Below are 24,226 nucleotides of genomic sequence, written 5' to 3' on the forward strand. Positions count from 1 at the left end.
GTACTAGCGCTATCGGGCGGTTCCCGGAAAGATTGACTCCACGCCGGAGTCGTCGGGGCGTCTTCGGGTACCGCTGTTCGGGGAGTGCATGGCCGGGTTGTCCCGCCGCCGGGTTATCGCGGCATCGGTGGGGGGTGTTGCCTCCGCCGTCGGGCTGGGGTTGTTCGGCGCGTGGGCGCTGCGCGAGGACGAGAAGCCCGCGCCCAGTGACGCCAGGACGCCGATCCCGACCGAGATGGGGCCGACGAGCACCGTGCCGCCGCCGAGGTTGTTGGAGATCAAGACCGTTCGGTCGAAGGCGCGCGGCCGGGACGTGGAGGTCGTCGCCTTCCGGCCGGACGGGGTCGCGCCGGGGGTGCTGCCGGTCTGCCTCGCACTGCACGGGCGGGGCGCCGGGGCCAGGGTGTTCACCGAACTCGGTGTCGGCGACCAGCTCAGCGCGGCGGCGGCGTACGCCGTGGTGGCCGTCGACGGCGGCGACGCGTCGTACTGGCTCAAGTCCTCACCCACCGACGACCCGCCCGCGATGCTCGCCGACGAACTGCCCGGCTGGCTCACCGACCTGGGCCTCAACCCGCGCCCGTTCGCCGTCCTGGGCATCTCCATGGGCGGGTACGGCGCGCTCAACTACGTCCGCGACCACCGCGAGACCGTCCGCGCCGCCGCCGTGCTCAGCCCGGCCCTCTTCACGTCCTGGACCGACGCGCGGGCCCGCAACGTCTTCGACAGCCGGGCGCAGTGGGAGCAGACCGAGCCGCTTCGTCACATCGATGCCCTCGCGGACGTGGAACTCGGTGTATGGTGCGGCGAAGCCGACCCGCTGCTGCCCTCGGCCAACCGGCTCATCGATACGGCGCGACCCGCCGTCGCCAGGACCGCGCCCGGGGGCCACACCGCCGACTACTGGGTCACCGCGATGCCCGAGGCGTTGTCCTTCCTGGGTTCGCACATCTGAGGCCAGTGGTGTAGACCTTCTGCGTCAGGTGGTGTAGACCTGTTCTTCCGCACGTGCCGGGCGGTGCCCGACCGCGTCGGCGCGCGCACCCAGCGCCACCGCCAGGCGGTGCGGACCACCTGATCATCCCACCACGGGAGTTCCACAGTGGACGGACGTTGGACCAGGCGCGGGTTCCTCCTCGCCTCGGCGGCCGCGGTCGCGGGCTGCGGCGCGCGCCAGCAGGCCACCCCGCAGGCGGCGCCGACCCCGCTGCCCAGCAGCCAGCCGCCGGTCGACTCGACCTCGGTGAGCAACCTGATCTGGCGCTCCTCGATCGGCGACGTGAAGATGATCGTCATGCGCCCGCGCGAGGTCGCGGGCCCGCTGCCGGTCTGCCTCGCGCTGCACGGCGAGGGCACCGACGCCAACCAGTTCGTCGAGATCGGCCTGCCGCCGCTGCTCACCGCCACCGTCCGCGCGGGCACCAGGCCGTTCGCCGTGGTCGCGGTGGACGGCGGCACCGCGGGCTGGCTCGGCGCGCCGCAGAAGATGCTGGCCGAGGAGCTGCCGGACTGGCTCAGCCGGGCCGAGTTGGCGGCGACGCCGTTCTCCGTGCTGGGCATCTCCAGCGGCGCGGTCGGCGCCTTCGAGTACGCCCGCACCCCCGGCCTCGCGCTGCTCACGGCCTTGAGCCCGGCGGTGTTCACCTCGTGGCGCGACGCCGAGCGATTCGGCGGCTACACCGACGAGAAGCAGTGGGAGCGCTCGGAACCGCTGCGCAACCTCACCGCGGTCGCGGGCCTGCCGTTCGCCGTGTGGTGCGGCACCGACGACCCGCTGCTGCCCGCGGCGCGGGAGCTGGCCCAGCGCACCAAGGCCAACCCGGCCACCTTCGGCGACGGCGACCACTCGACCCTCTACTGGAAGAAGGTCCTGCCCGAGGTGCTGCGCTTCATCGGCGACTCGCTCGGCAAGAAAACGCCCTGACCCGGGCCCGCCGGGGCACCCGACTGGACAGCGTGCCCCGACGCGGGAACCCTGGGTGCGGTGGGAACCGATCTTGCCGCCGACCTGGCCGCCGCCGCCGACCTGCTCCGCACCGCGACCGAGGTGACGCTGCTCGCGCACGTCAGCCCGGACGCCGACGCCCTGGGCAGCGCGCTCGCGCTCGGCCTCGGGCTGCGCTCGCGCGGGGTCGGGGTGCGGGTGTCGTTCGGGTTCCCCGCCGACGTGCCGCGGTCGCTGCGCTCGCTCGACCCCGGGGGCCTGGTCGTGCCCGCCGCCGAGGTGCCCGCCGCGCCGCCGCTGCTGGTCGCGCTGGACTGCGCCAGTGAGCAGCGGCTCGGTGTCCTTCTCGACCGGGTGCCCGCCACGATCGCGGCCGGGGGCCGGGTCCTGGTGGTGGACCACCACGTCGCCAACACCCGGTTCGGCACCGACCACGTGGTCGACGAGTCCGCGCCCGCCACCGTGGTGCTGGTGCTGGCCCTGCTCGACCGGCTGGGGGTCGAGCTGACCCCGCAGATCGCGCGCTGCCTGTACGCGGGCCTGATCACCGACACCGGGTCGTTCCGCCGGGCCACCCCGGACACGCACGCGCTGGCAGGCAGGCTGCTGGCGGCCGGGGTCGACCCGACCGAGGTGGCCAGGGAGCTGATGGACTCCCGCCCGTTCGCCTGGCTGCGCCTGGTGTCCAGTGCGCTCTCGCGCGCGCAGCTCGTGCCCGACGCGGTCGGCGGCCGCGGCCTGGTGGTCACCGTGGTGTCGCTGACCGACCTCGACGGCATGGAGCCGGAGGACGCCGACAGCGTGGTCGACCTGATCCGCACCGCCGAGGAGGCCGAGGTCGCCGCGGTGGCCAAGGAGATCACCCCCGGTCGCTGGTCGGTGTCGCTGCGCGCGGTGGGGGACACGGACGTGCGCGCGGTCGCCGCCGCGCTCGGTGGCGGAGGTCACCGGCTGGCCGCCGGGTTCCCCGCCGCCGGGTCGGCCGAGGACGTGCTCGTGCTCATCAAGGGCGCTTTCGCCTAGTCCACTTCGGACCCCACCGGTGCTCGGGGACCACTCGGTGATCGCGCGCGGACCGGCTGTGATCGCCGGGAAAAACCGGGCGCGACTTCCCGACGTTTTCGGTCGGTCATGTGATGGCCTGATGGTATAAACCATTTGTTACCTGGCGTGTGGGTCGGGACGGGCGCCGCCGGTTGTTGTGCGACTCGATCAGGTGGTGCTCATGCGGTCGACCAAACTGCTCGCGCTCGCGTCCGCGCTCGCGCTCGCCGGGTGCGGCTCCGGGAGCGGTGCCGACCCGGGGGCCGGTGCCCCGCAGGGCGCGGACGCGTTCCTCGGCGCGGGCTGCCCGGACGCGGGTGTCCGGCCCAACGGGGACAAGGAGTTCACCTACTGGTCGATGTGGAACGCCGACGAGCCGCAGGGCCGGGTGCTGAGCAAGGCCATCCGGTGCTTCACCGACAAGACCGGCGTCAAGGTCAACGTGCTGTGGTTGGGCCGCGACCTGCTGACCCGCAACATCGCGCCCGCGCTCAACACCGGCACCGTGCCCGACCTGTTCGACCAGGACGTCAGCCAGGTCATGGCCACCGTGGTCGCCGCGGGCGGCACGCAGCCGGTGCAGGACGTGCTCGACTACCGGGTGGGGGAGGGCGACCTGAAGGTGCGCGACGTGCTCCCGGTCTCCTCCTACGACTTCCCGCAGAACAAGGGCCCGGACGGCAAGATCTTCGAGATCCCGTACGTGGTGTTCGGGTCCGCTTGGTGGTACGACCGCACCGTCGCCGGGCGGGTGACCGCGCCGAAGACGACCGACGAGCTGTTCCAGTTGTTCGACAACGCCAAGTCCTCCGGTGTCGCCGCGATCGCCCAGGACGGGGACCGCAGCACCAGCAACGCGGCGCTGTTCACCCAGGCCGCGTTGCGCTACCTCGGCGCGGGCGGCCTGGTGAAGGCCGCCGAGGACAAGACCGGCGAGGTGTGGCGCAACGACGTCGGCCTCTACCAGGCCGCCGAGTTCGTCGAGAAGATCGCCAAGGGCCGGTACCTGATCCCCGGCTGGGACTCGGCGAAGTACCCGACCCTGCAACACCGCTGGGCCACCGGCGAGGCGGCGTACTTGTCGCTGCCCGGCTGGCTGCCCGGCGAGACCAAGGACTACCTGGCCCGCAAGGGCGGCGACCACTCGGTGAGCCTCGCCTCGTTCCCGTTCCCGCAACCACCCGCGGCGTCGCACACCGTCGCCGAACGGGTACCGGTCGGCTTCGCCGTCACCGCCAAGGCCAAGAACCCCGGCGCGGCCAAGGCGTTCATCGCCTACGTGCTGAACAAGGACATCCTCTCCGGTGTCCCCGCGGTCGCCGACAACCTGACACCCCGCGCCGACCTGGCCGTCCCGGAGTCCCAGAAGGACATCAAGGCGGGCCTGACCGACCCGGGCGTGGAACAGGCCCTCTACCTCGACGGCGTGAACGCGGTGGCAGGCGGCCGTTGGGTGGAGGCAGTGCTCTACCCGCTGACCGACAACCTGCTGCGCGGCAACATCTCCGCCACCGACTTCATCGACGCGGTGGCGGACAAGCAGGTCCGGTTCTGGAAGGGCGCGAAGTAGCCAGGTTGGTGACGAACAGCACCAGGTACACCACCGTCATGCCCGCCTGGTAGGCGATCGAGGCCCGGTTGTTGTCGAAGGCCGACCACAACGGGCTCGGTCCCCACCGGACGAGCGCGAACAAGAAGAGTCCGTGCCACCCGGCGAACAACGCCACCAGCACGGTGAGGAACCCGCACCAGGGTTCGGACTCGACCAACGACTTCCAGATGAGCGCCAAGGCGAGCAGGTTGACCACCAGGGCCAGCACGGCCAGGCAGGCCAGGAACATGAGGTCGAGCTTGCTCAGCCGCGAGCCCGGGGAGAACACGCCGAAGGACGCCGCGATCTGCACCCCCACGCAGACGATCGCGAGCACGCTCAGCAGCGGTCTCGACCGTCCACCGCGCACCACGGGGTGGTACGGCGGCGGTTGCGGCGCGGGGGCGAACACCGCTGCCCCCGGCGGGTATACCCGTTCGACCTCGTCCTGTTCCTCGTCGTCCCCCATGCCTGCACCGTATCCAGGTGGACTCGCGGCGTCACTGTGACCTGGCAGTCCCCTGTCGATCACCCGCGCGCACCCGGTGATAATCATGCTGCCTGACGAAAGGGAATTCATCTTCGACCCATTGCCGACCAGTGTGGACAAGCGCGAAGTCCCCGAAGTTCCTACCCCTGTTATCGGGGTCACGGGCGGGCGGTGCGGGTTTTCGCTGCGTATTGTCTGGTGGGTGGACCGGGTAGCCGCCGGTGTTTTCCGGTCACTAGGGGGCGCAGGTGGGAAGAATCGGCTCGACCTCCTTGCGGCAGATCCTCGGGTTGGCCGTGCCCGCGCTCCCGGTGCTCGCCGCCGAGCCGCTCTACCTGTTGGTGGACACTGCGGTCGTGGGGCACCTCGGCGGGCTCGAGTTGGGGGCGCTCGGGATTGGCGCCGTGGTGTTGGCGCAGTTGTCGACGCAGTTGACGTTCCTGTCCTACGGCACCACCGCGCGGGCGGCCAGGTTGCACGGCGCGGGCAGGAGCGGGGACGCGGTCGCGGAGGGCGTGCAGGCGACCTGGCTGGCGATCGGGTTGGGACTGGTGCTCGTCGGCGTCGGGCAGGTGGTGGCCGGGCCGGTGGCGCGGGCGCTGGCCGGGTCCGGGGCGGTGGCGGACGCGGCCGAGGGGTGGCTGCGGATCGCGGTGCTCGGCGTGCCGATGGTGCTGATCACCCTGGCGGGCAACGGGTGGATGCGCGGCGTGCAGGACACCCGGCGGCCGCTGGGGTACGTGCTGGCGGGCAACGGGGTGTCGCTGGTGCTGTGCCCGACCTTCGTGCACGCCCTCGGCTGGGGGCTGGCCGGGTCGGCGATCGCCAACGTCATCGGGCAGTCCATCGCCGCGGTGCTGTTCCTCGGGGCGTTGCGCGGCAACGTGCGCGCGCCGCAGCCGAGGGTGATGTGGGCGCAACTGGTGCTGGGCCGCGACTTCGTCCTGCGCAGCCTCGCCATGCAGGCGTGCTTCCTGTCCGCCGCCGCGGTCGCCGCCAGGACGTCGATCGGAGCCGTTGGCGCGCACCAGGTCGTGCTGCAGCTGTGGACGTTCCTGGCGCTGGTGCTCGATTCCCTCGCCATCGCCGCGCAAGCGCTTGTCGGGGCGGCTCTCGGGGCCGGGCAGGCCAAGCGCGCGCGTGAGCTCAGTGGCCAGTTCGCCCGCTACGGCCTCGTCTTCGGCATCGCGCTGGGCATCGTCTTCGCGGGACTGTCGCATGTGCTCCCACGCGCGTTCACCATGGACCCGGCCGTCCTCACCGAGATCCCGCACGCCTGGTGGTTCTTCGTGGCCATGCAACCCCTGGCAGGCGTCGTCTTCGCCCTCGACGGTGTCCTGTTCGGCGCGGGCGACATCGCCTACCTCCGCACCGCCACCCTCGCCAGCGCCCTGATCGGCTTCCTGCCGCTGATCTGGCTCTCGCTGGCCCTCGACTGGGGCCTGGCGGGCATCTGGACCGGCCTCACCCTCTTCATCGTCCTGCGCCTCATCACCCTGCTGGCCCGGCTCCGCTCCGGGAACTGGGCCGTCGTCGGCGCTACCCGCTAGCTCAGGACACGTTGAGGGCGACCAGGGCCCGCGCGCTGGTGCCCTCGTCCACACCCAGCGCCACGGCCGTACCGGCCGGGTCGAAAATGCCGTACGTCCCCGTGATGCCCGCCGCCGGAATGCGTTTCCCGTGGGACAGGGCGATCGCTTCCACCCGGTCCAGGTCGCGCCGCGGGAAAGCCGTGTTCACCGCTGCGGCCATGTCCAGGGACAGGCCGGGTGATTCCTCCAGTGCCTCCAACGTCCGCGCCACCCGCAAGTCGAACGGCCCCACCGTCGTCCGGCGCAACGCGCCCAGGTGGCCGCCGACCCCGAGGGACGCGCCCAGATCGCGGGCCAGCGCGCGCACGTAGGTCCCGGAGGAGCAGTCCACCATCACGTCCAACTCCACCCCGGTGGCCGTCCGCGTGGTGGCCAGCAGGTCGAACCGGAACACCGTCACCGGTCGCGCGGCCAACTGGACCTCCTCGCCTGCCCGCACCCGCGCGTACGCCCGCTTCCCGTCCACCTTCACCGCGCTCACCGAGCTCGGCACCTGCTGGATCGGCCCGGTCAGCACCGCGATCCCCGCCGCGATGGCCTCGTCGGTGACGCCGGTCGGGTCCGCGCTCGACACGACCTCGCCCTCCGCGTCGTCGGTGGTGGTGGCGGCGCCGAGGCGGATGGAGGCCAGGTAGGTCTTGCGGTCGAGGGCGAGGTGCCCGAGGAGCTTCGTCGCGCGTTCCACGCCGAGGACCAGGACGCCGGTGGCCATCGGGTCGAGGGTTCCGGCGTGGCCGACCTTGCGGGTGCCGATGATGCGGCGGACCCGGGCCACCACGTCGTGGGAGGTCATGCCGGGGGCCTTGTCGACGACGATCAGGCCGGGGGGGACTGCTGCGCGCTGAGACACGAGCGGCAATCTTAAGAGGCCGCCGCTTCCTGCTCCGCCGGGATGTCCCACGGCTTGCGCCGGATGCGGACCGGGACGTCGTCGCCCCTGGTCTCGGCGGCGAACACCGCGGCCCGCGCGCGCCGCCACCACACCAGCGTGCGCCACGAGCCGAGCAGCAGCACGACCGCGACGGCCAGGAACGCGAACCGGAACGTCGACGGTCCCGCCGACGCCGTGTCGCCGCCGATCAGCAGGCCGATGCCGAGCGCGGTCACCGTCGTGGCCGTGAACCCGCCCACGTTCACCACACCGGTGGCCGTGCCGACCCTGTGGATCGGGTTGTAGTCCCTGGCCAGCGCGAACGCGACCCCGGAGAGCGGGCCGCCGACCGCGAGGACCGCGAACGCCACCGCGGCGACCGGCCTCGGGACCACCCCGCCCGGCCAGCCGAGCAGCACCGCCCACACCACCATCGCCGCCAGCAGGAACCCGGCCACCATCGGCACCCGGCTCTCCGGCCACCGCCCCATCACCTGCCCGATGACCGGCCCGGTGACCATCGCCACCACGACCAGCAGGCTCAGCACCGACCCGGCCGCCGCAGGCGAGAGGCCCTGCGCCTGCACCAGGTACGGGAAGCCCCACAGCAGCCCGAGCACGCCGGGGCTGAACATCGTCGAGAAGTGCACCCAGAACCCCAGCCGCGTCCCCGGCACCCGCCACGCCTCGCGGACCTGCCCCACCACGTCCCGCAGCGACGCCGCCTCCCGGGGTTCCTGCTCGCCGTCGGGGGTGTCGCGGACCCGGAACAGCACCACCAACGAGTACGCGGCGGTGGCCGCGCCCGCGATCGCGAAGGTCGAGGACCAGCCCGCGTTGGACAGCAGGAAGGTCAGCGGGACGGTCGCCAACAGGTTCCCCACTTGCCCGAGCGCGGCGGTCACCGACGACAGCACGGCGTACTTGCGCGGTGGGTAGTGCGCGGCGACCACGCGCAGCACGCTCACGAACGTCATCGCATCGCCTAGACCGAGCACGGCGCGCGCAGCGAGAGCGAGTGGGTAAGAGGCGGCGACCGCGAACAAGACCTGTCCCAGTCCCATGAACAGCGCGGCGGCAGTGAGCACGCGGCGGGGCCCGAACCGGTCGACGAGCAGCCCGGTCGGCACCTGCATCGCGGCGTAGACCCCGATCTGCAGCACCGTGAAGGTGCCCAGTTCCGCGGCCGTGATGCCGAACCGGTCGGCGGCCTGCAGCCCGGCGACCCCGAGCGAGGTGCGGTGGAACACCGCGAGCAGGTAGACCGCGACGGCGGCGGCCCAGACCGCGAGTGCCCTGCGCCCGGTGGCTGGCAACGGCCCGCTCCTCTCGTCCACCCGGACCCATCGGGGGAGGTGCTGCGATTATTAGCCTAGCTAAGCGTGTGACCGCGCACACCCGCCGAACCGGGGAGTTCGGTCACACCCGAACCGGGCAGGTCACGACCGGCCCACCCGCCCACCCGCCTGCCCCACCCGGTGCCCGACCGCCGACCCCCGCACCCACTAGGCTCGGGGCTGTGCAGCGTTGGCGCGGTCTGGCGGACCTACCCGGGGGCTGGGGTCGCTGTGTGGCGACCATCGGCGTGTTCGACGGGGTCCACCGGGGACACCAGGAGTTGATCTCCCGAGCGGTCGCCCTCGCCGCCGAGCGCGACCTGCCCAGCGTGGTCCTCACCTTCGACCCGCACCCCTCCGAGGTCGTCCGCCCCGGCAGCCACCCGGCCCAGCTGACCACCCTGCACCGCAAGGCGGAGCTGGTGGAGGAACTGGGCGTCGACGCGTTCTGCGTGCTGCCGTTCACCTCCGAGCTGTCCAAGGTGGCCCCGGACGAGTTCGTGCACGAGATCCTGGTCGAGCGCCTGCACGCCGCCGCGGTGGTGGTCGGCGAGAACTTCACCTTCGGCAACCGCGCCGCGGGAAACGTGGCGCTGCTGACCACCCTCGGCCAGCGGTTCGGCTTCACCACCGAGGGCGCCGAACTGGTGACCGCGGGGGAGCTGGCCTTCTCCTCGACCTACATCCGCTCCTGCATCGACGCCGGTGACGTGCGCGCCGCCGCCACCGCCCTGGGGCGCCCGCACCGCCTGGAGGGCATCGTGGTGCGCGGCGACGGCCGCGGCCACGAACTCGGCTTCCCGACCGCCAACCTGTCCACGCCCCGCTTCGCCGCCGTCCCCGCTGACGGTGTCTACGCGGGACGGTTCACCTTGCTCAACGGGCACAACCGCGCCCCGCTGACCACCGCGGTCTCGGTGGGCACCAACCCGACCTTCTCCGGCCGCGAACGCCGGGTCGAGGCGTTCGTCCTCGACGTCGACGAGGACTTCTACGGCCAACGGGTCGCGGTCGACTTCGTCGAGCGGCTGCGCCCGATGGAGCGCTTCGCCGGCACCGAGGCGCTGGTCGAGCAGATGCACCTCGACGTCGCGCGGACCAGGGACCTGCTGACCTGACCGTCCGGCGCGGACGGTCATCCTGGTGGTTCTCCCACGAAACGAACGAGTGGGCCGGCAAGATACACCCGGTCAGGGGGACCGGACCGGCACTAGGGGAGAGGCGGCGGGTGGAGGATCACAAGATCGTCCAACGCAACATCGCGTTGCAGCGCGAGTGGTACGGGGAGCCGCTCGGTGACCGGGTGCGCAGGCTGGTGGTGGCCTTCGACGTCTCCCAGGCCAACCTCGCCGACGTGCTCGGCATCAGCGCGCCCATGCTCAGCCAGGTGATGAGCGGCCGCCGGGCCAAGATCGGCAACCCCGCGGTGCTGGCCAGGCTGATCATGCTCGAGCGCAAGATCCTCACCCCCGAGGTGGCCTCCGGCCGCCGGGAGGCGCTGCAGCGCGCCCTCGACGACGTCCGCGCCTCCAAACCCGCCGTGACCAGGGACAACCTGCCCGTCGACGTCGGCCGCAGCGCCATCCTCGCGCTGCGCAGGCTCGCCAGTGCCGAGGACCTCACCGAGGCGGCCGGGCTGCTCGACGACCGCTTCCCCGATCTCGCCGACCTGCTGCGCCGCGCCGGAAAGCGCACGTGAGCGGGCTGTTCTCCGCTTTCCCACTCCCCGACCCGGTGGCCGACCACCTGTCGGCGCACCTACCACCCATCCCGCCCGGTCTGCGCGCCACGCCGCGCGAGCTGTGGCACGTCACCGTCGGCTACTACGGCGCGGACGACCCCGACCGCAGGCTGGCTAGGCTGACCGACCGGGTGAGCGGGCTGCCCGCCCCCAGGCTGCGGATGAGCGGCTCCGGGACCTTCGCCGCGGTGTGCCTGCTGAAAGTCGCTACCCCCGATCCGGTGGACTTGCGTAGGCTTGCCGAAGCGGCCGACTTCGCCGAGGGCGGCCACCCCGACTACACCCCGCACGTGACCGTCGCGCGCTGGTCGACACCGACCACCCGAGGCGCCGAGATGGCCGCTGAGCTGCGGGGGTACCGGGGTCCGGAGTGGGTCCCCGACGAGTTGGTGCTCTACGCCAGCGACCGGGGCTCCTACACTCCGCTCGCCCGGGTGCCCCTGCTCGCCAGGAGCGCCCCGGGGGCAGGGTGCTAGCCTTGGCGTTTGGGTACGGCTGCGGTCCGTGGCGGCTGTTACCGACTCTCCCACACGGCACAGGCACCACCGAGGAGTTGACGAGTGGCTCTGTCCACCGAGCAGAAGAAGACGATCCTCACCGAGTACGGCGTGCACGACTCGGACACCGGATCGCCCGAGGCCCAGATCGCGCTGCTGACCAAGCGCATCAAGGACCTCACCGAGCACCTCAAGCAGCACAAGCACGACCACCACTCGCGGCGCGGACTGCTGCTGCTGGTCGGTCGCCGCAGGCGGCTGCTGAACTACCTGACCAAGGTGGACATCGAGCGCTACCGGTCGCTGATCCAGCGACTCGGCCTGCGCCGATAGCTCGAACCCCGGGGGGAGTGGCCACCAGGTCGCTCCCCCCGGGTACATAAAACCGAACCGACACCACCCCGCGCGTGCCACCACGGCACACCCCGCGGGCGAACCAACAGGGCAGCACGCCGCGCGCCACGGGACCAGTTCGCCGGTCCTCGGTAGTGGTCTCCGCCGAGCCATGAGGGCTCCGGGGACTTCGATCGAAGACCGGCCTCGTCATGAACCGTGACCCCGTGCTCGGGTAGCGCGCTGGCCCGACGACGAGGAGTTATCCCTACATGACCGACATCGCTGTGCACGAGACCACGGCCGTTATCGACAACGGCTCCTACGGCACGCGCACCGTCCGCTTCGAGACCGGCCGGTTGGCCCGTCAGGCCGCTGGCAGCGTCGTGGCCTACCTCGACGAGGAGACCATGCTGCTGTCGGCGACGACCGCCTCCAAGCAGCCGAAGGACCAGTTCGACTTCTTCCCCCTGACGGTGGACGTCGAGGAGCGCATGTACGCCGTGGGCCGCATCCCCGGCGCGTTCTTCCGCCGCGAGGGTCGCCCGTCCACCGACGCGATCCTCACCTGCAGGCTCATCGACCGGCCGCTGCGCCCGTCCTTCGTAGACGGTCTGCGCAACGAGATCCAGGTCGTGATCACCGTGCAGAGCCTCAACCCGCAGGACCTCTACGACGTGGTGGCCATCAACGCCGCCTCCGCCTCCACCCAGCTGGCCGGTCTGCCGTTCTCCGGCCCGATCGGCGGCGTGCGGGTCGCGCTCATCGGTGCCCAGTGGGTCGCCTTCCCCACCCACGACCAGCTCAAGACCGCCGTGTTCGACATGGTCGTCGCGGGCCGGGTCGTCGGTGACGACGTCGCGATCATGATGGTCGAGGCCGAGGCGACCGAGAACGTCACCGACCTGATCGCCGAGGGCGCGCAGGTGCCGACCGAGGAGGTCGTCGCCGCCGGTCTCGAGGCCGCCAAGCCGTTCATCCGGGCGCTGTGCGACGCGCAGGCCCAGCTGGCCGCGGTCGCCGCCAAGGCCACCCGCCCGTACCCGACGTTCCCGGCCTACCAGCCCGACGCCTTCACCGCGGTCGAGGCCGCCGTGAGCGACGAGCTCGCCGCCGCGCTGACCATCGGCGACAAGCAGGAGCGCGAGACCCGCGTCGACGAGGTCAAGGCCCTGGTGCTGGAGAAGGTCGGCGCGGTCGAGGGCGGTGCCTTCGACGGCCGCGAGAAGGAGATCGGCGCCGCGTTCCGGTCGCTGAACAAGAAGCTGGTCCGCCAGCGGATCCTGCGCGACAAGATCCGCATCGACGGCCGCGGCCTGACCGACATCCGCGGCCTGTCCGCCGAGGTCGCGCTGATCCCGCGGGCGCACGGCTCCGCGCTGTTCGAGCGCGGCGAGACCCAGATCCTGGGTGTCACCACGCTGAACATGCTCCGCCTCGAGCAGCAGATCGACTCGCTGTCGCCTGAGACGCACAAGCGCTACATGCACCACTACAACTTCCCGCCGTTCTCCACCGGCGAGACCGGCCGCGTGGGCTCGCCCAAGCGCCGCGAGATCGGCCACGGCGCGCTCGCCGAGCGGGCGCTGGCGCCGGTGCTGCCCAAGCGCGACGAGTTCCCCTACGCCATCCGCCAGGTGTCGGAGGCGTTGAGCTCCAACGGTTCCACCTCGATGGGCTCGGTCTGCGCGTCCACCATGTCGCTGCTCAACGCCGGTGTGCCGCTCAAGGCTCCGGTGTCGGGTATCGCCATGGGTCTGGTGTCCGATGAGGTCGACGGCGAGACCCGCTACGTCGCGCTGACCGACATCCTCGGCGCCGAGGACGCCTTCGGCGACATGGACTTCAAGGTCGCGGGCACCAAGGACTTCGTCACCGCGCTGCAGCTCGACACCAAGCTCGACGGCATCCCGTCCGACGTGCTGGCCCAGGCCCTCGGCCAGGCCCGCGACGCGCGGCACACCATCCTGGAGGTCATGGCCGAGGCCATCGACGGCCCGGACGAGATGAGCCCGTACTCGCCGCGGGTCACCAGCGTGAAGATCCCGGTCGACAAGATCGGCGAGGTGATCGGGCCGAAGGGCAAGATGATCAACTCGATCACCGAGCAGACCGGCGCCGACATCTCCATCGAGGACGACGGCACGATCTACGTCGGTGCCGCGGACGGCCCGTCCGCCGAGGCCGCGATCGGTCTGATCAACGCCATCGCCAACCCGCAGCTGCCCAAGGTCGGCGAGCGGTTCCTGGGCACGGTCGTCAAGACCGCCGCCTTCGGCGCGTTCGTCTCGCTGCTGCCGGGCAAGGACGGCCTGGTGCACATCTCCAAGCTGGGCAACGGCAAGCGGGTCAACAAGGTCGAGGACGTGGTCAACGTCGGCGACAAGCTCCGCGTGGAGATCGCCGACATCGACCAGCGCGGCAAGATCAGCCTGGTCCTGGTCAACGAGGAGGACACGGCCGACGCCGCCCCGAACGGCGAGTCCGTCGTCCCCGCCGAGGCTGAGGCGGCTCCCGCCCAGTGAGTTCCAGTTCCCCGGTGACGGCCGCGGGCGCCAACGGCGCCCGCGGCCGTTCCGCACCCAGTAGCCCAGCCCGCCCGTCCGCCCAGCGGGTCCACGGCCACCTGCAGAAGCCCGGTAGCACCGTCCTGCTCGAACGCGACGGTGACACCGAGGTCCGGCGCACCCTGCTCCCGGGCGGGCTGCGCGTCATCACCGAACGCGTGCCCGGTGTGCGCTCCGCGTCGGTCGGCATCTGGGTCCAGGTCGGCTCGCGCGACGAGCCGAACTCGGTCGCCGGTGCCGCGCACTACCTCGAACACCTGCTGTTCAAGGGAACCGCGCGCCGCAGCGCCGCGCAGATCGCCGAGGAGATCGACGCCGTCGGCGGCGAGCTCAACGCGTTCACCGCGAAGGAGCACACCTGCTACTACGCGCACGTGCTCGACGAGGACCTGCCGCTGGCCATCGACCTGGTGTCCGACGTGGTCTTCGACGCGGTGTGCGCCGAGTCCGACGTGGAGACCGAGCGCGGGGTGGTGCTCGAGGAGATCGCCATGCGCGACGACGACCCCGAGGACCTCCTGCACGACGCGTTCTGCACCGCGCTGATGGCCGACCACCCGCTCGGCCGCCCGGTGCTGGGCACCGAGCAGTCGATCACCGCGATGAGCCGGACCGCGCTCAACGGGTTCTACCGCCGCCGCTACACGATGCCGCGGATGGTCCTCGCTGTCGCGGGCAACGTGAACCACAAGTCCGTGCTCACCCTGGTGCGCAAGGCGTTGCGCGACCGGATGGTCGGCGACAAGCTCCCGGTGGCGCCGCGCACCGGGCGGGCCCGCCTGTCCTCCGCGCCGCGCCTGGTGCTGCACACCGACGACACCGAGCAGGCGCACATGATGCTCGGCGTGCGCGCGCTCGACCGGCACGACGAGCGCCGGTTCACCCTGAGCGTGCTCAACGCCGCGCTCGGTGGCGGCATGAGCTCCCGGCTGTTCCAGGAGGTCCGGGAGAAGCGCGGCCTGGCGTACCAGGTGTACTCGTCGGTCGCGGCGTACGCCGACACCGGCCACCTGTCCATCTACACCGGGTGCCAGCCCGACCGGCTCGGCGAGGTCGCCGGGGTGGTCCGCGAGGTGCTCGGCGAGGTCGCCAGGGACGGTCTGACCGACGTGGAGGTGGCGCGCGCCAAGGGGAACCTGCGCGGCGGGCTCGTGCTCGGCCTGGAGGACACCAGTTCCCGGATGTCGCGCATCGGCAAGGGCGAGCTCGCCTACGGCGACTACCTGACCGTCGAGCAGACCCTCGACCGCTACGCCGCGGTCACCGCCGACGAGGTGGCCGCGCTCGCCCGCGAGCTGCTGACCAGGCCGCTGGCCGCCGCGGTCGTCGGCCCCTACGACCACACCGACGACGTCCCGGTCCAACTGCACGAGGTGAGCAAGTGACGAACTGCGCCGTACCCGACGAGCTGATCCGGGTCGCCGTGCTCGGCGCGCGGGGCCGGATGGGCGCCGAGGCGTGCGCCGCGGTCGAGGGTGCCGCCGACCTCGCGTTGGTCGCCCAGGTCGACTCCGGTGACTGGGCCGACGAGGTCCGTGCGTCCGGCGCCCAGGTCGTCGTCGACTTCACGCACCCCGACGTGGTCATGGACAACCTGCGGTACTGCGTCGACAACGGCCTGCACGCGGTCGTCGGCACCTCCGGGTTCGACACCGCCCGGCTGGACACGCTGCGGGAGTGGCTGGCGGACAAGCCGGAGCTCGGCGTGCTCATCGCGCCGAACTTCGCCCTCGGCGCGGTGCTGTCGATGCGGTTCGCCCAGCTGGCCGCCCGCTACTACGACACCGTCGAGATCATCGAACTGCACCACAACCGCAAGGCCGACGCCCCGTCCGGCACCGCGGCGCACACCGCGCGGCTGGTGGGGCAGGCCCGCGCCGACGCCGGGCTCGGTCCGGTCCCGGACGCCACGACGTCCGAAGTGGACGGTGCGCGGGGCGCGGCGGTGGACGGGGTCCGGGTGCACTCGGTCCGGCTGGGCGGTTTGGTCGCGCACCAGGAAGTCCTGTTCGGCGGCGAGGGCGAGACGCTGACCATCCGGCACGACTCGTTGGACCGCAAGTCCTTCATGCCCGGGGTCCTGCACGGCGTCCGCGCGATCGTGACCCGCCCCGGGCTCACCGTCGGCCTGGAAAACCTGCTGGACCTGTGATGTCCGCCCGTTCGGTGTCACTGCTGCTGGCCGCCGTGCTGCTCGTCTACTTCGTCCTGCTCGGCGGCCGCGCGGTGGCCCTGTTCCGCGAGGGCTCCGCGGTCGCCATCGGCCTCGGCGTCGGCGTGGTGCTGCTGCCCCTGGTGGGTGCCTGGGTGGTCTGGTCGACGCTGCGCTTCGGCGTCCGCACCCAGGCCCTTGGTCGCCGCCTGGCCGCGGAGGACGGCTTGCCCGACACCTCCGGCTTGCCGCTCATGCCGTCCGGCCGGGTGGACCGCTCGGCGGCGGACGAGTTCTTCGAGCAGTTCCGCGCGGAAACCGAGGCAGCCCCGGAGGACTGGCGCTCCTGGTACCGCCTCGCCGTCGCCTACGACGTCGCCGGTGACCGCGGCCGAGCCCGCGATTCCATGCGCAAGGCCCTTGAACTGTCCGCGACGGAGTCCGCCCGCTAGTAGCCGACGGCCGGGGCGCCCGGGCGGGTACGGTTCGTTCTGGGGCCGTCTGCCGCGACGGCCTGCTGGTGGCCGAGGCTGGGGCTTGGGGCTACCCGACGGACGGAGACAACGGCATGAGGCTCCCCGACACCGCGCACACCCATCGGCCGTGGCGCATCCACGAGATCGCCCCCGACTTCCACCTCGAGGACGTCTGGGCCCTGCCCACTCCCGGTGGTCCCGAGGACTTCCCCCGATTGGTGCGGCTCGCCGCGAACCGTGATTCCGCCGACACCCCGTCCCCTGTGGCCCGTGCGCTGGTCGCGGTCCGCAGGCGGTTGGGCGCGTGGTTCGGTTGGGACGCACCGGACTCCGGTCTCGGCTCCCGAGTGGAGACACTGCGCGAGCGGCTGCCCGCCGACCTGCTCGCCGCGCCGCCGGGGCCGACCTTCGCCCACCGGCCCTTCACCTCCGTCTACCTGACCGAGACCGAGTGGGCGGCTGAGGTCGCCAACCGGACGGTGCACGCGGTCATGCACCTGGCCTGGGTCCCCGACGGCGAAGGCGGCTACCGGGGCCAGATGGCCGTGCTGGTCAAACCGAACGGCCGACTCGGACAGGTCTACATGTTGGCCATCGCCCCGTTCCGGCACCTGGTCGTCTACCCGCCGCTGATCCGCCACTTCGGCCAGGCGTGGCGGGCGACGCCACCGGCCCGGACGACCTGACGCGTCCGTTTTGTCGGTGCGGCGGGCTAGCCTGGCCCGCATGTCGACCTACGTCCTGCTGCCCGGCGCCGCGTCCGATCACCGGCACTGGCGGTTGGTCGTGCCCGGGCTGCGTGAGCACGGGCACGACGTGATCACACCCGACCTGCCGTGCGAGGACGACTCGGCGGGGTTCGAGGAGTACGCCGACGTGGTCGTCGCGGCGGTGCGCGGGTACTCGGACCTGGTGGTGGTGGCGCAGTCGATGGCCGGGTTCACCGCGCCGATCGTGGCGACGCGGGTGCCGGTCGCGCGGATCGTGCTGGTCAACGCCATGGTGCCGGTCGCGGGGGAGAGCGGCGGGCAGTGGTGGGAGACCTCTGGGCTGCGGCCGGTGCGCCGCGCCAAGGAGCTGCGGGAGGGTCGCGACCCGGACCGGGAGTTCGACCCGGTGGAGATCTTCCTGCACGACGTCCCCGAGGAGCTGCGGGAGGAGCCGCTGGGGCAGTCGGACACGCCGTTCGCGAAGCCGTGGCCGCTGGAGCGGTGGCCGGACGTGCCGACAACGGCGGTGGCCAGCATCGACGACCGGCTGTTCCCGGTCGAGTTCCAGCGGCAACTGCTGCGCGAGCGGCTGGGCATCACGCCGGTCGAGATCGCGGGCGGTCACCTGCCCGCGCTGGCCAACCCCGACGGGCTGGTGCGAGCGCTGCTGTGAACCCGGACGACCTCGAGCGGCACCGGGTCGAGCTGACCGGGTACTGCTACCGGATGCTCGGGTCCGGCTTCGAGGCCGAGGACGCCGTGCAAGAGGTGTTCAGCCGCGCCTGGACCGGTGCCTTCGACGAGCGCCGGGGGTCGCTGCGGACCTGGCTGTACGCCATCGCGACGAACACCTGCCTGGACATGCGCCGCGGTCCCCAGCGCCGGGCCGTGCCCGCCGGGTCTCCCGCAGCGCCGGGGACGCCGTTGGGTGAGCCGCTGCCGGAGTCGGCGTGGGTGCACCCGATGCCCGACCACAAGATCCTCGACCCTGCGGACGCCACCATCGCCCGGCACACCGTGCGGTTGGCCTTCGTCGCCGCGTTGCAGCACCTGCCGCCGCGCCAGCGGGCCGTGCTGATCCTGCGCGACGTGCTCTGCTGGCGAGCCGCAGAGGTCGCCGAACTGCTGGACACCTCCGTCGCGGCGGTCAACAGCGCCCTGCAGCGGGCCAGGGCCGTGTTCCCCGCGCCACCCGAGCCCGCCGAGGTCGACCGGGACCTGCTGGACCGCTACTGCGCCGCGTTCACCGCGCACGACGTCCCCGGGTTGGTGGCGCTGCTGCACGAGGACGCGACCATGACCATGCCGCCGTTCACGTGGTGGCTGCGCGGCCGGGCTGATCTGGCGGCCGTGCTGACTCACGCCGAGGCGCCGTGCAAGGGCGCGACACTGCGGCCGATCAACGCCAACGGCGGACCGGCACTGGCCCAGTACGCGCCGGACGGGTCGGCGTTCGCGATCTTGTTCGTGCAGACCGAGGGCGGCCTGGTGCGCTCGACGCAGACGCACCTCAACCCGCTGCTGTTCCCGCTGTTCGACCTTCCGATGAGTTCCGGGTCCCCACTCCGTATACCCGGGTGACGAGAGAGAGGACTCCCATGCAACCGACCATCGAGACCCGCGCCGAGCAGCCGTACGTGTCGATCCGCACCCAGGCGACCCTGGCCGAGTGGGGCCGGGTCAACGCGCTCATCGGCCAGGTCTACGGCTGGATCACCGAACGTGACCTCGCCCCGGCGGGCGCGCTGTTCTACCGGTACCACTCGGTCACCGACGACGTGCTCGACGTCGAGGTCGGCGTGCCGCTCGCGGTCGCCGTTGCCGGTGACGACACGGTGGCGGCGGGCAGCAAACCCGCTGGTCAGTACGCGGTGCTGATCCACAGGGGGCACCCGGACCGGATCCGCGAGACCTTCGCCGCGCTCGACGAGTGGTCCACCGCGACCAGCGTCGAGTTCGACGTCACCGACGGTATCTGGGCAGGCCGCTTCGAGAGCTACCTGAGCGACCCCGCCGAGGTTCCTGACCTGGCCGACTGGCGGACCGAAGTGGCATACCGCGTACGGCACTGACGCCGTGGCACTACCATGTCCCCCGGTCATCACCGATCGGAGAACACGGATCGTGAGCACATTCGAAGTCGAGGACTCCACCGGGGTCTGCCAGTGCCCCACCTACTCGGCCATCCCCGGCCGCCGAGAACTCCACGACGTCGGCGCCCCCGGCTGCGCCTATGAGACCGAGGTGGCCGAGCAGGACTGAAGACCGGCGGGGGCCTCAGGGTCCCCGCCGGTTCGGTCTCCGGGGTCCGGTGTGGACCGGGTGGCTGTCGGTGCCGCGGGGCATGATGGGGGCATGTGTCGAAGCATCAAGACCCTCAGGGCGCCGTTCGTCGACGAGGTCGGGGATGACGATGTGCGGGCAGCCGCTCTGCAGTACGTGCGCAAGATCTCCGGGTTCCGGGCGCCCGCGCCGCACAACGTGGAGGCGTTCGAGGCGGCGGTGGCGGCGGTGACGGCGGCCACCCAGGAGTTGTTGGACCGGTTGGTGGTTCGCGGCGCCAAGTAGTCGGCTGGTTACAGGAACCAGCCCGCGAAGAGCGCGGGCGAGGCGGCCAGCGCGCTGAAGCGGATGAACCGGCCCAGCAGGCCGACGCCGATGAACGCGGTGAGGCGCATGCGCACCAGGCCCGCCAGGACCACCATGGCCATGAACGGTGGTAGGCCGAAGACGGAGCTGACGCTGTAGGTGCCGTACATCCAGCCGGGGTGGCGTTCGCAGCGCTCGCGGATCTGGGCGACCCAGTCGCGCAGGCGTTTGGTGCGCACCTCCCAGCGCACGCGGCGGGCGGTGAGCGGCCGCTCCCGGTCGTGGTGGCGGTGCAGGAACGCCGGTAAGCGGATCCACCCGCGCGCGGCGAAGTAGAACAGCAGCTTGCCCAGCACCTGCGCCACGGCCACCACCGCGCCCAACGCCAGCCAGTGCACCTGCGGTTCCTGCGCGGCCAACCCCAGCACGAACAGCTCGACGCTGACCAGGGGCACCAGCGCGGAACTGAACGCCACCCCGAACGTCACACACAGCCACCCCAGCACCGGCCACCCCCTCCCCTCACCACCGGGCGCGTCTCATCATCACCAAGCCCGTCTCATCATCAACAAACGACGGTACCCGAGCCCAAGCCTCCGGCGGCCGAAGTTGTCCACACCACCCCTCGGCCGCACCTGTCCCGCTACCAGCCAGGACGCGCCCGGCCACCTCCCGGTTCCCGACGGCAACTGATCCCGTTCCTGGCAGGCATTCTGCCCGGAGCGGCCCCACCGGCACGCGCCTCGACGAGTCCGGCGTTCTCGGTCCGCTCAGGGGGTGGCGGGTTTGCGGCGGGTCGTCCTGCGGCCCGCCAAAGCACCGAGGGACAGGGCCGCGGTGGCGAGGAGAGCGATCAAGAGGCCGCGGTTCGGGGGTGGGGCCAGCACCTCGGCTCGGGCGGCGGATGCCTCGGCCGAGTTGTAGAGGTGCTTGGCCCTGGCGAGGGTGAGCATCCTGGCGTGCCGGTCGGGGATGGTCTCGGTGACCACGCGCTCCAGCAGGTGCCAGGGGACGATGCGGGCGCCGCGGTGGTACTCGACCCACAGGGTCTTGCCGCCGCCGAAGCGGTCGGCCAGGTCGCGGGTGCTGGCAGGCGCGGTGGTGGTGTGCAGGAACGTGGCCAGTTCGGTGATCTCGGGCGTGCGCGTCATCGGTCCCCCGGTGCTCCTCCCGCGGACACGGGTGGTCCGCTGCCTCGCCCGCCTGCCAGGGGTCGCCTCGACGAGCCGGGCCGTCGCAGGCCAGTATCGCAAGACCGCCGCTAGCGCAGGTCCAGGGTGAGCGGCCCGGTCATCCGCACCTCGCGCAGCGGCTGACCGCCCGCGTCGAGGGTCCGCACCACCCCGTCCGGCGCCCACCCGGCCCGGCGGAAGAACCCCACCAGCGACTTGTTGCGCTCCGGCACCCAGCAGATACCCCTGGTCGACCCGGCGGCAGCAGCGGCGGCCCCGGCGGCAGCGAGCAACCGACCCGCGTGCCCGCGCCGTCCCCACCTCGGCTCGACCAGCAACGTTCCGACCAGGGCGACCGTCTGCGCGTCCGGCACCGGCACGTCATTGGCCGCCGCGGACTCCGACTCCGGCGCCGGGCCGGTCACGCAGAACCCGACGACCCACGGGCCCTCGGTGGCCACGTGCACCACAGCCGGACCCTGCTCGATCACCCTCGCCAGCGGCTCGCCCGCCGCCGCGGTGTCCAACCCGGCCAGCACGTCCGGCGGCAGCAGGTCGGCGAACCCGGTCTGCCACGTGCTCACCTGGATGCGGGCGAGCTCGGCGACGTCGTCAGGGACCGCGGTGCGCACGGCGGCTTCGGCCATGCGCAGAACGTAGTGGATGCCCGCGCGCGGCGGATTGTCGGTGGTTGGTGAGAACATCGGGCGTCCGTCCTACCAGGAGTTGTTCATGCCCCCGACCCAGCAGACGCCAGTCCAGTCGACCCCCATCCAGTCGACCCGAGTGCAGTCGACCCGAGTCCAGCTGACCGCGGCGGCCGCCCGTCGAACCGCGCTCGCCGCCCAGGGGTTCGCCGACGCCCGCCCCACCGCCGTGCCGACCCGCCAGCACCTGCGCCGCGCCTTGAACCGGGTCCAGTTGCTGCAGCTCGACTCCGTCAACGTGGCCGTCCGCGCGCACTACATGCCGTTGTTCTCCCGCCTCGGCCCGTACCCGATGTCCCTGGTCGACGACGCGGCGTGGACGAACACCGCGCGCAAGCCCCGGCTGCTGGTCGAGTACTGGGCGCACGAGGCGAGCCTGGTCCCGGTCGAGGACTGGCCGCTGTTCCGCTGGCGCATGCGGCGCTACGAGTCCCGCTACGCCCGCCACATCGCCCGCATCGCCGCCGCGTCCCCCGGCCTGCTCGACGACGTCCTCGCCACAATCCGCGAAGAGGGCCCGATGGCCGCGGGCACCCTGGAGGCCGCCCTCGGCGGCGCGGTCCCGAAGTCCAAGGGCGGCTGGTGGAACCGCTCCGACATCAAGCACATCTGCGAGTCGCTGTTCGCCACCGGCAGGCTCACAACCGGTACCCGCCAAGGCTTCCAGCGCCTCTACGAACTCCCCGAGCGCGCCATCCCGGCCGCCGTCCTCGCCACCGAGATCCCCGACGACGAGGCCGCCCGCGTCCTCACCCTCCGCGCCGCTACCGCCCACGGCGTCGCGACCGAGAAGGACCTCCGCGACTACTACCGGCTCGAACCCGCTCGGTCGCAGCAAGCCGTGGCGGAACTGGTGTCCGAGGGCTTACTCGAACCGGTCGCGGTGGAGGGCTGGCGCCACCCCGCGTACCGGCATGTGGACGCCCGCACGCCGCGACGTGTTGTGGGGCGCGCGTTGCTGTGCCCGTTCGACCCGCTGATCTGGGAACGCGACCGGGCCGAGCGGCTCTTCGGGTTCCGCTACCGCATCGAGATCTACGTACCGGAGCCGCAGCGGGTGTACGGGTACTACGTGTTCCCGTTCCTGCTGGACGGTGAACTGGTGGCGCGAGTGGACCTCAAGGCGGACCGGCTCGCGGGCGTGCTCCGGGTGCAGGGGGCGTTCCTGGAGGAAGGGCGCGAGCCGTCACGGGTCGTCAGCGAGTTGGCGGGGGAGTTGACCGTGATGGCCGAGTGGCTGGGGCTGTCCGGGGTGTGGGTGGGGGAGCGGGGTGACCTCGCGGGCGCGCTGCGGCGGGCCGTGCGCTGAGTTCCGCGCGTCCACGGGGTGGGACTCCGCGAGCGGGGACCGGTTATCCAGTGGCGAATTCGGCGAATCGGACGCACCCTTGCCTCTGGGCCACCGATCGCCGGGCACCACCGACGGCGACGCCCCCACACCGACGACGCGCGGAGGTCGAGCCATGCCGGAGCAGGCCACAGTGGACAGAGCAGTCGAGCTGAAGCTCCCCCGCCCCCGCAGCGAGACCATCGGCGGCCGCGCCCCCAGCTGGCCCGCCACCTCCCCGCTCGACGACGAAGACTACGAACCCACCATCATCCGCGGCCGCGACTAACCCCCCACCCACCCCCGGCGCCTACCCCAGCGCCAACAAGCACCCGCCCACCCGCGCCCGGCCCCTGCCCCACCGACACCTGGCGCTTGCCCGGCCGCGACTAGCCCGCGCCCCGGCGACGACTACTCCCTGCCCGGCGGCGACCGCCCAGCCGGACTAGTACCTACCGAGCCCGCGTCTAGCGCCTGCCCGGCCGCGACGAGAGCCCGCCCCAGCGACACCTGGCGCCCGCCCTGGAACCGCGGACCTCGGCGGCGGATGACCGTGCCCGCCCCGGACTTTCACCCGGTCCAGCGACAGAAGTTATCCACATCTGGATCTTGGTACCCCCTGTTCCAAGATCCACTGTCGGGGGGTCCCGGTAGACTGGGCACTGGGACGCCCCCCGGTGTGGGTGGGGGCTGGGCCGGGTCGGGACCGCGCGCGCGAGGCGGCGATATCGGCGCAGGCGGGGGTACGACGCCCTCTCGCGTTGAACGCGCGCGGGGCGGCGATTTCGGGGGCTGGCGCGGGTCCGATGCCCTCCGCGTCGGACCGCGTGCGAGGCGGCTGGGGAGGCTGCCCCACCAGCGAGAAGCCGCCCCCGGGCCTGGGAGTAGCTGGGTGCCAGTGCGTGGGGGCCGCGTGAGGTGGCGGGTTTGGCTGGCGACTGGGGTGCGTTGCTCTCCGCTGAGACCGCGCGTGAGGTTGCGGGGGAGGCTGTCCCATCAGCGAGAAGCCGCTCCCGGACCGGCGGGGCGGGGTGGCTGCGTGTCGGCGTGTGAGGCAGCGTGCGGGCTCGGTTGGAGTCTGCGGC

At 72.1% G+C, this 24,226-nt stretch carries 27 protein-coding genes; 21 read left to right on the forward strand and 6 right to left on the reverse strand.

Annotated features, from left to right (window positions below):
- Positions 1-127: 127 nt before the first annotated feature.
- The 4 genes from CLV68_RS13300 (at position 128) to CLV68_RS13315 (ending at position 4,559) form a co-directional block, all read left to right on the forward strand.
- Positions 128-955 (forward strand): alpha/beta hydrolase, encoded by an 828-nt coding sequence (locus tag CLV68_RS13300; RefSeq protein ID WP_170224268.1) that lies wholly within the window; start codon positions 128-130, stop codon positions 953-955.
- 147 nt (positions 956-1,102) lie between these two features.
- Complete coding sequence (locus tag CLV68_RS13305) at positions 1,103-1,924, forward strand: alpha/beta hydrolase (protein ID WP_121390628.1); 822 nt, start codon at positions 1,103-1,105, stop codon at positions 1,922-1,924.
- A gap of 60 nt (positions 1,925-1,984) precedes the next feature.
- Complete coding sequence (locus CLV68_RS13310) at positions 1,985-2,968, forward strand: DHH family phosphoesterase (protein ID WP_246009793.1); 984 nt, start codon at positions 1,985-1,987, stop codon at positions 2,966-2,968.
- A 202-nt stretch (positions 2,969-3,170) separates the two neighbouring features.
- Positions 3,171-4,559, forward strand: a complete 1,389-nt coding sequence (locus tag CLV68_RS13315; RefSeq protein WP_121391171.1) for an ABC transporter substrate-binding protein — start codon at positions 3,171-3,173, stop codon at positions 4,557-4,559.
- Here the strand turns inward: CLV68_RS13315 and CLV68_RS13320 are convergent.
- Entirely contained in the window at positions 4,507-5,049 is a 543-nt protein-coding gene (locus CLV68_RS13320; protein ID WP_121390629.1) for a hypothetical protein, read from the reverse strand. The genes CLV68_RS13315 and CLV68_RS13320 overlap by 53 nt on opposite strands.
- A gap of 269 nt (positions 5,050-5,318) precedes the next feature.
- Here CLV68_RS13320 and CLV68_RS13325 point away from each other — a divergent pair, with 269 nt between their 5' ends.
- Complete coding sequence (locus tag CLV68_RS13325) at positions 5,319-6,620, forward strand: MATE family efflux transporter (protein WP_246009794.1); 1,302 nt, start codon at positions 5,319-5,321, stop codon at positions 6,618-6,620.
- 1 nt (position 6,621) lies between these two features.
- On the opposite strand, the gene truB is transcribed toward CLV68_RS13325, so the two are convergent.
- Both truB and CLV68_RS13335 read right to left on the reverse strand, forming a co-directional pair.
- Positions 6,622-7,521, reverse strand: a complete 900-nt coding sequence (truB, locus tag CLV68_RS13330; RefSeq protein WP_121390630.1) for a tRNA pseudouridine(55) synthase TruB — start codon at positions 7,519-7,521, stop codon at positions 6,622-6,624.
- Between the two features lie 2 nt (positions 7,522-7,523).
- Positions 7,524-8,849 (reverse strand): MFS transporter, encoded by a 1,326-nt coding sequence (locus tag CLV68_RS13335; protein WP_121390631.1) that lies wholly within the window; start codon positions 8,847-8,849, stop codon positions 7,524-7,526.
- 203 nt (positions 8,850-9,052) lie between these two features.
- Between CLV68_RS13335 and CLV68_RS13340 the strand changes: the two genes are divergently transcribed.
- The 14 genes from CLV68_RS13340 (at position 9,053) to CLV68_RS13400 (ending at position 19,914) form a co-directional block, all read left to right on the forward strand.
- On the forward strand, positions 9,053-9,988 hold the full coding sequence (locus CLV68_RS13340) for a bifunctional riboflavin kinase/FAD synthetase (protein ID WP_121390632.1): 936 nt from the start codon (positions 9,053-9,055) through the stop codon (positions 9,986-9,988).
- A gap of 110 nt (positions 9,989-10,098) precedes the next feature.
- Positions 10,099-10,569, forward strand: a complete 471-nt coding sequence (locus tag CLV68_RS13345; RefSeq protein ID WP_092778726.1) for a transcriptional regulator — start codon at positions 10,099-10,101, stop codon at positions 10,567-10,569.
- Complete coding sequence (locus CLV68_RS13350) at positions 10,566-11,087, forward strand: 2'-5' RNA ligase family protein (protein ID WP_121390633.1); 522 nt, start codon at positions 10,566-10,568, stop codon at positions 11,085-11,087. Before CLV68_RS13345 ends, CLV68_RS13350 begins: the two co-directional genes overlap by 4 nt.
- A gap of 84 nt (positions 11,088-11,171) precedes the next feature.
- Positions 11,172-11,441, forward strand: a complete 270-nt coding sequence (rpsO, locus tag CLV68_RS13355; RefSeq protein ID WP_092778728.1) for a 30S ribosomal protein S15 — start codon at positions 11,172-11,174, stop codon at positions 11,439-11,441.
- 272 nt (positions 11,442-11,713) lie between these two features.
- Positions 11,714-13,966: a polyribonucleotide nucleotidyltransferase gene (locus CLV68_RS13360; RefSeq protein ID WP_121390634.1), complete on the forward strand. Its 2,253-nt coding sequence runs from the start codon at positions 11,714-11,716 to the stop codon at positions 13,964-13,966.
- Positions 13,967-14,067: 101 nt separating this feature from the next.
- A complete protein-coding gene (locus CLV68_RS13365; protein WP_170224367.1) occupies positions 14,068-15,393 on the forward strand; it encodes a M16 family metallopeptidase in 1,326 nt (441 codons plus the stop codon).
- Positions 15,390-16,160, forward strand: coding sequence for a 4-hydroxy-tetrahydrodipicolinate reductase (gene dapB / locus CLV68_RS13370; RefSeq protein WP_121390636.1), 771 nt, complete (start codon positions 15,390-15,392; stop codon positions 16,158-16,160). The genes CLV68_RS13365 and dapB overlap by 4 nt, the downstream gene beginning before the upstream one ends.
- Complete coding sequence (locus CLV68_RS13375; RefSeq protein ID WP_121390637.1) at positions 16,160-16,612, forward strand: hypothetical protein; 453 nt, start codon at positions 16,160-16,162, stop codon at positions 16,610-16,612. Before dapB ends, CLV68_RS13375 begins: the two co-directional genes overlap by 1 nt.
- Before the next feature lie 116 nt (positions 16,613-16,728).
- Positions 16,729-17,322: a DUF2867 domain-containing protein gene (locus CLV68_RS13380; protein WP_121390638.1), complete on the forward strand. Its 594-nt coding sequence runs from the start codon at positions 16,729-16,731 to the stop codon at positions 17,320-17,322.
- A 40-nt stretch (positions 17,323-17,362) separates the two neighbouring features.
- Positions 17,363-18,019 (forward strand): alpha/beta fold hydrolase, encoded by a 657-nt coding sequence (locus CLV68_RS13385; RefSeq protein ID WP_121390639.1) that lies wholly within the window; start codon positions 17,363-17,365, stop codon positions 18,017-18,019.
- On the forward strand, positions 18,016-18,927 hold the full coding sequence (locus CLV68_RS13390; protein WP_121390640.1) for an RNA polymerase subunit sigma-70: 912 nt from the start codon (positions 18,016-18,018) through the stop codon (positions 18,925-18,927). Before CLV68_RS13385 ends, CLV68_RS13390 begins: the two co-directional genes overlap by 4 nt.
- A gap of 17 nt (positions 18,928-18,944) precedes the next feature.
- Positions 18,945-19,418 (forward strand): GyrI-like domain-containing protein, encoded by a 474-nt coding sequence (locus CLV68_RS13395; RefSeq protein WP_121390641.1) that lies wholly within the window; start codon positions 18,945-18,947, stop codon positions 19,416-19,418.
- A 52-nt stretch (positions 19,419-19,470) separates the two neighbouring features.
- A complete protein-coding gene (locus tag CLV68_RS33880) occupies positions 19,471-19,608 on the forward strand; it encodes a hypothetical protein (protein WP_170224270.1) in 138 nt (45 codons plus the stop codon).
- Positions 19,609-19,701: 93 nt separating this feature from the next.
- Positions 19,702-19,914, forward strand: coding sequence for a DUF2277 family protein (locus tag CLV68_RS13400; RefSeq protein WP_121390642.1), 213 nt, complete (start codon positions 19,702-19,704; stop codon positions 19,912-19,914).
- Positions 19,915-19,922: 8 nt separating this feature from the next.
- Here CLV68_RS13400 and CLV68_RS13405 read toward each other — a convergent pair whose 3' ends face one another.
- The 3 genes from CLV68_RS13405 to CLV68_RS13415 form a co-directional block, all read right to left on the reverse strand.
- Positions 19,923-20,441 carry a YqaA family protein gene (locus tag CLV68_RS13405; protein WP_121390643.1) on the reverse strand — a complete coding sequence of 173 codons (519 nt, stop codon included), beginning with the start codon at positions 20,439-20,441 and terminating at the stop codon, positions 19,923-19,925.
- Between the two features lie 264 nt (positions 20,442-20,705).
- Positions 20,706-21,086 (reverse strand): hypothetical protein, encoded by a 381-nt coding sequence (locus tag CLV68_RS13410; RefSeq protein ID WP_121390644.1) that lies wholly within the window; start codon positions 21,084-21,086, stop codon positions 20,706-20,708.
- Positions 21,087-21,196: 110 nt separating this feature from the next.
- The gene (locus tag CLV68_RS13415; protein ID WP_121391173.1) at positions 21,197-21,754 is read right to left on the reverse strand and encodes a GNAT family N-acetyltransferase; all 558 of its coding nucleotides are present in this window, start codon (positions 21,752-21,754) and stop codon (positions 21,197-21,199) included.
- Positions 21,755-21,839: 85 nt separating this feature from the next.
- Between CLV68_RS13415 and CLV68_RS13420 the strand changes: the two genes are divergently transcribed.
- Both CLV68_RS13420 and CLV68_RS33885 read left to right on the forward strand, forming a co-directional pair.
- On the forward strand, positions 21,840-23,123 hold the full coding sequence (locus CLV68_RS13420) for a winged helix-turn-helix domain-containing protein (RefSeq protein WP_121391174.1): 1,284 nt from the start codon (positions 21,840-21,842) through the stop codon (positions 23,121-23,123).
- Between the two features lie 154 nt (positions 23,124-23,277).
- Positions 23,278-23,430, forward strand: a complete 153-nt coding sequence (locus CLV68_RS33885; protein WP_170224271.1) for a hypothetical protein — start codon at positions 23,278-23,280, stop codon at positions 23,428-23,430.
- Positions 23,431-24,226 lie beyond the last annotated feature (796 nt).

It is taken from the genome of Actinokineospora cianjurensis (genome assembly GCF_003663795.1).
Taxonomy (GTDB): Bacteria; Actinomycetota; Actinomycetes; order Mycobacteriales; family Pseudonocardiaceae; genus Actinokineospora; species Actinokineospora terrae.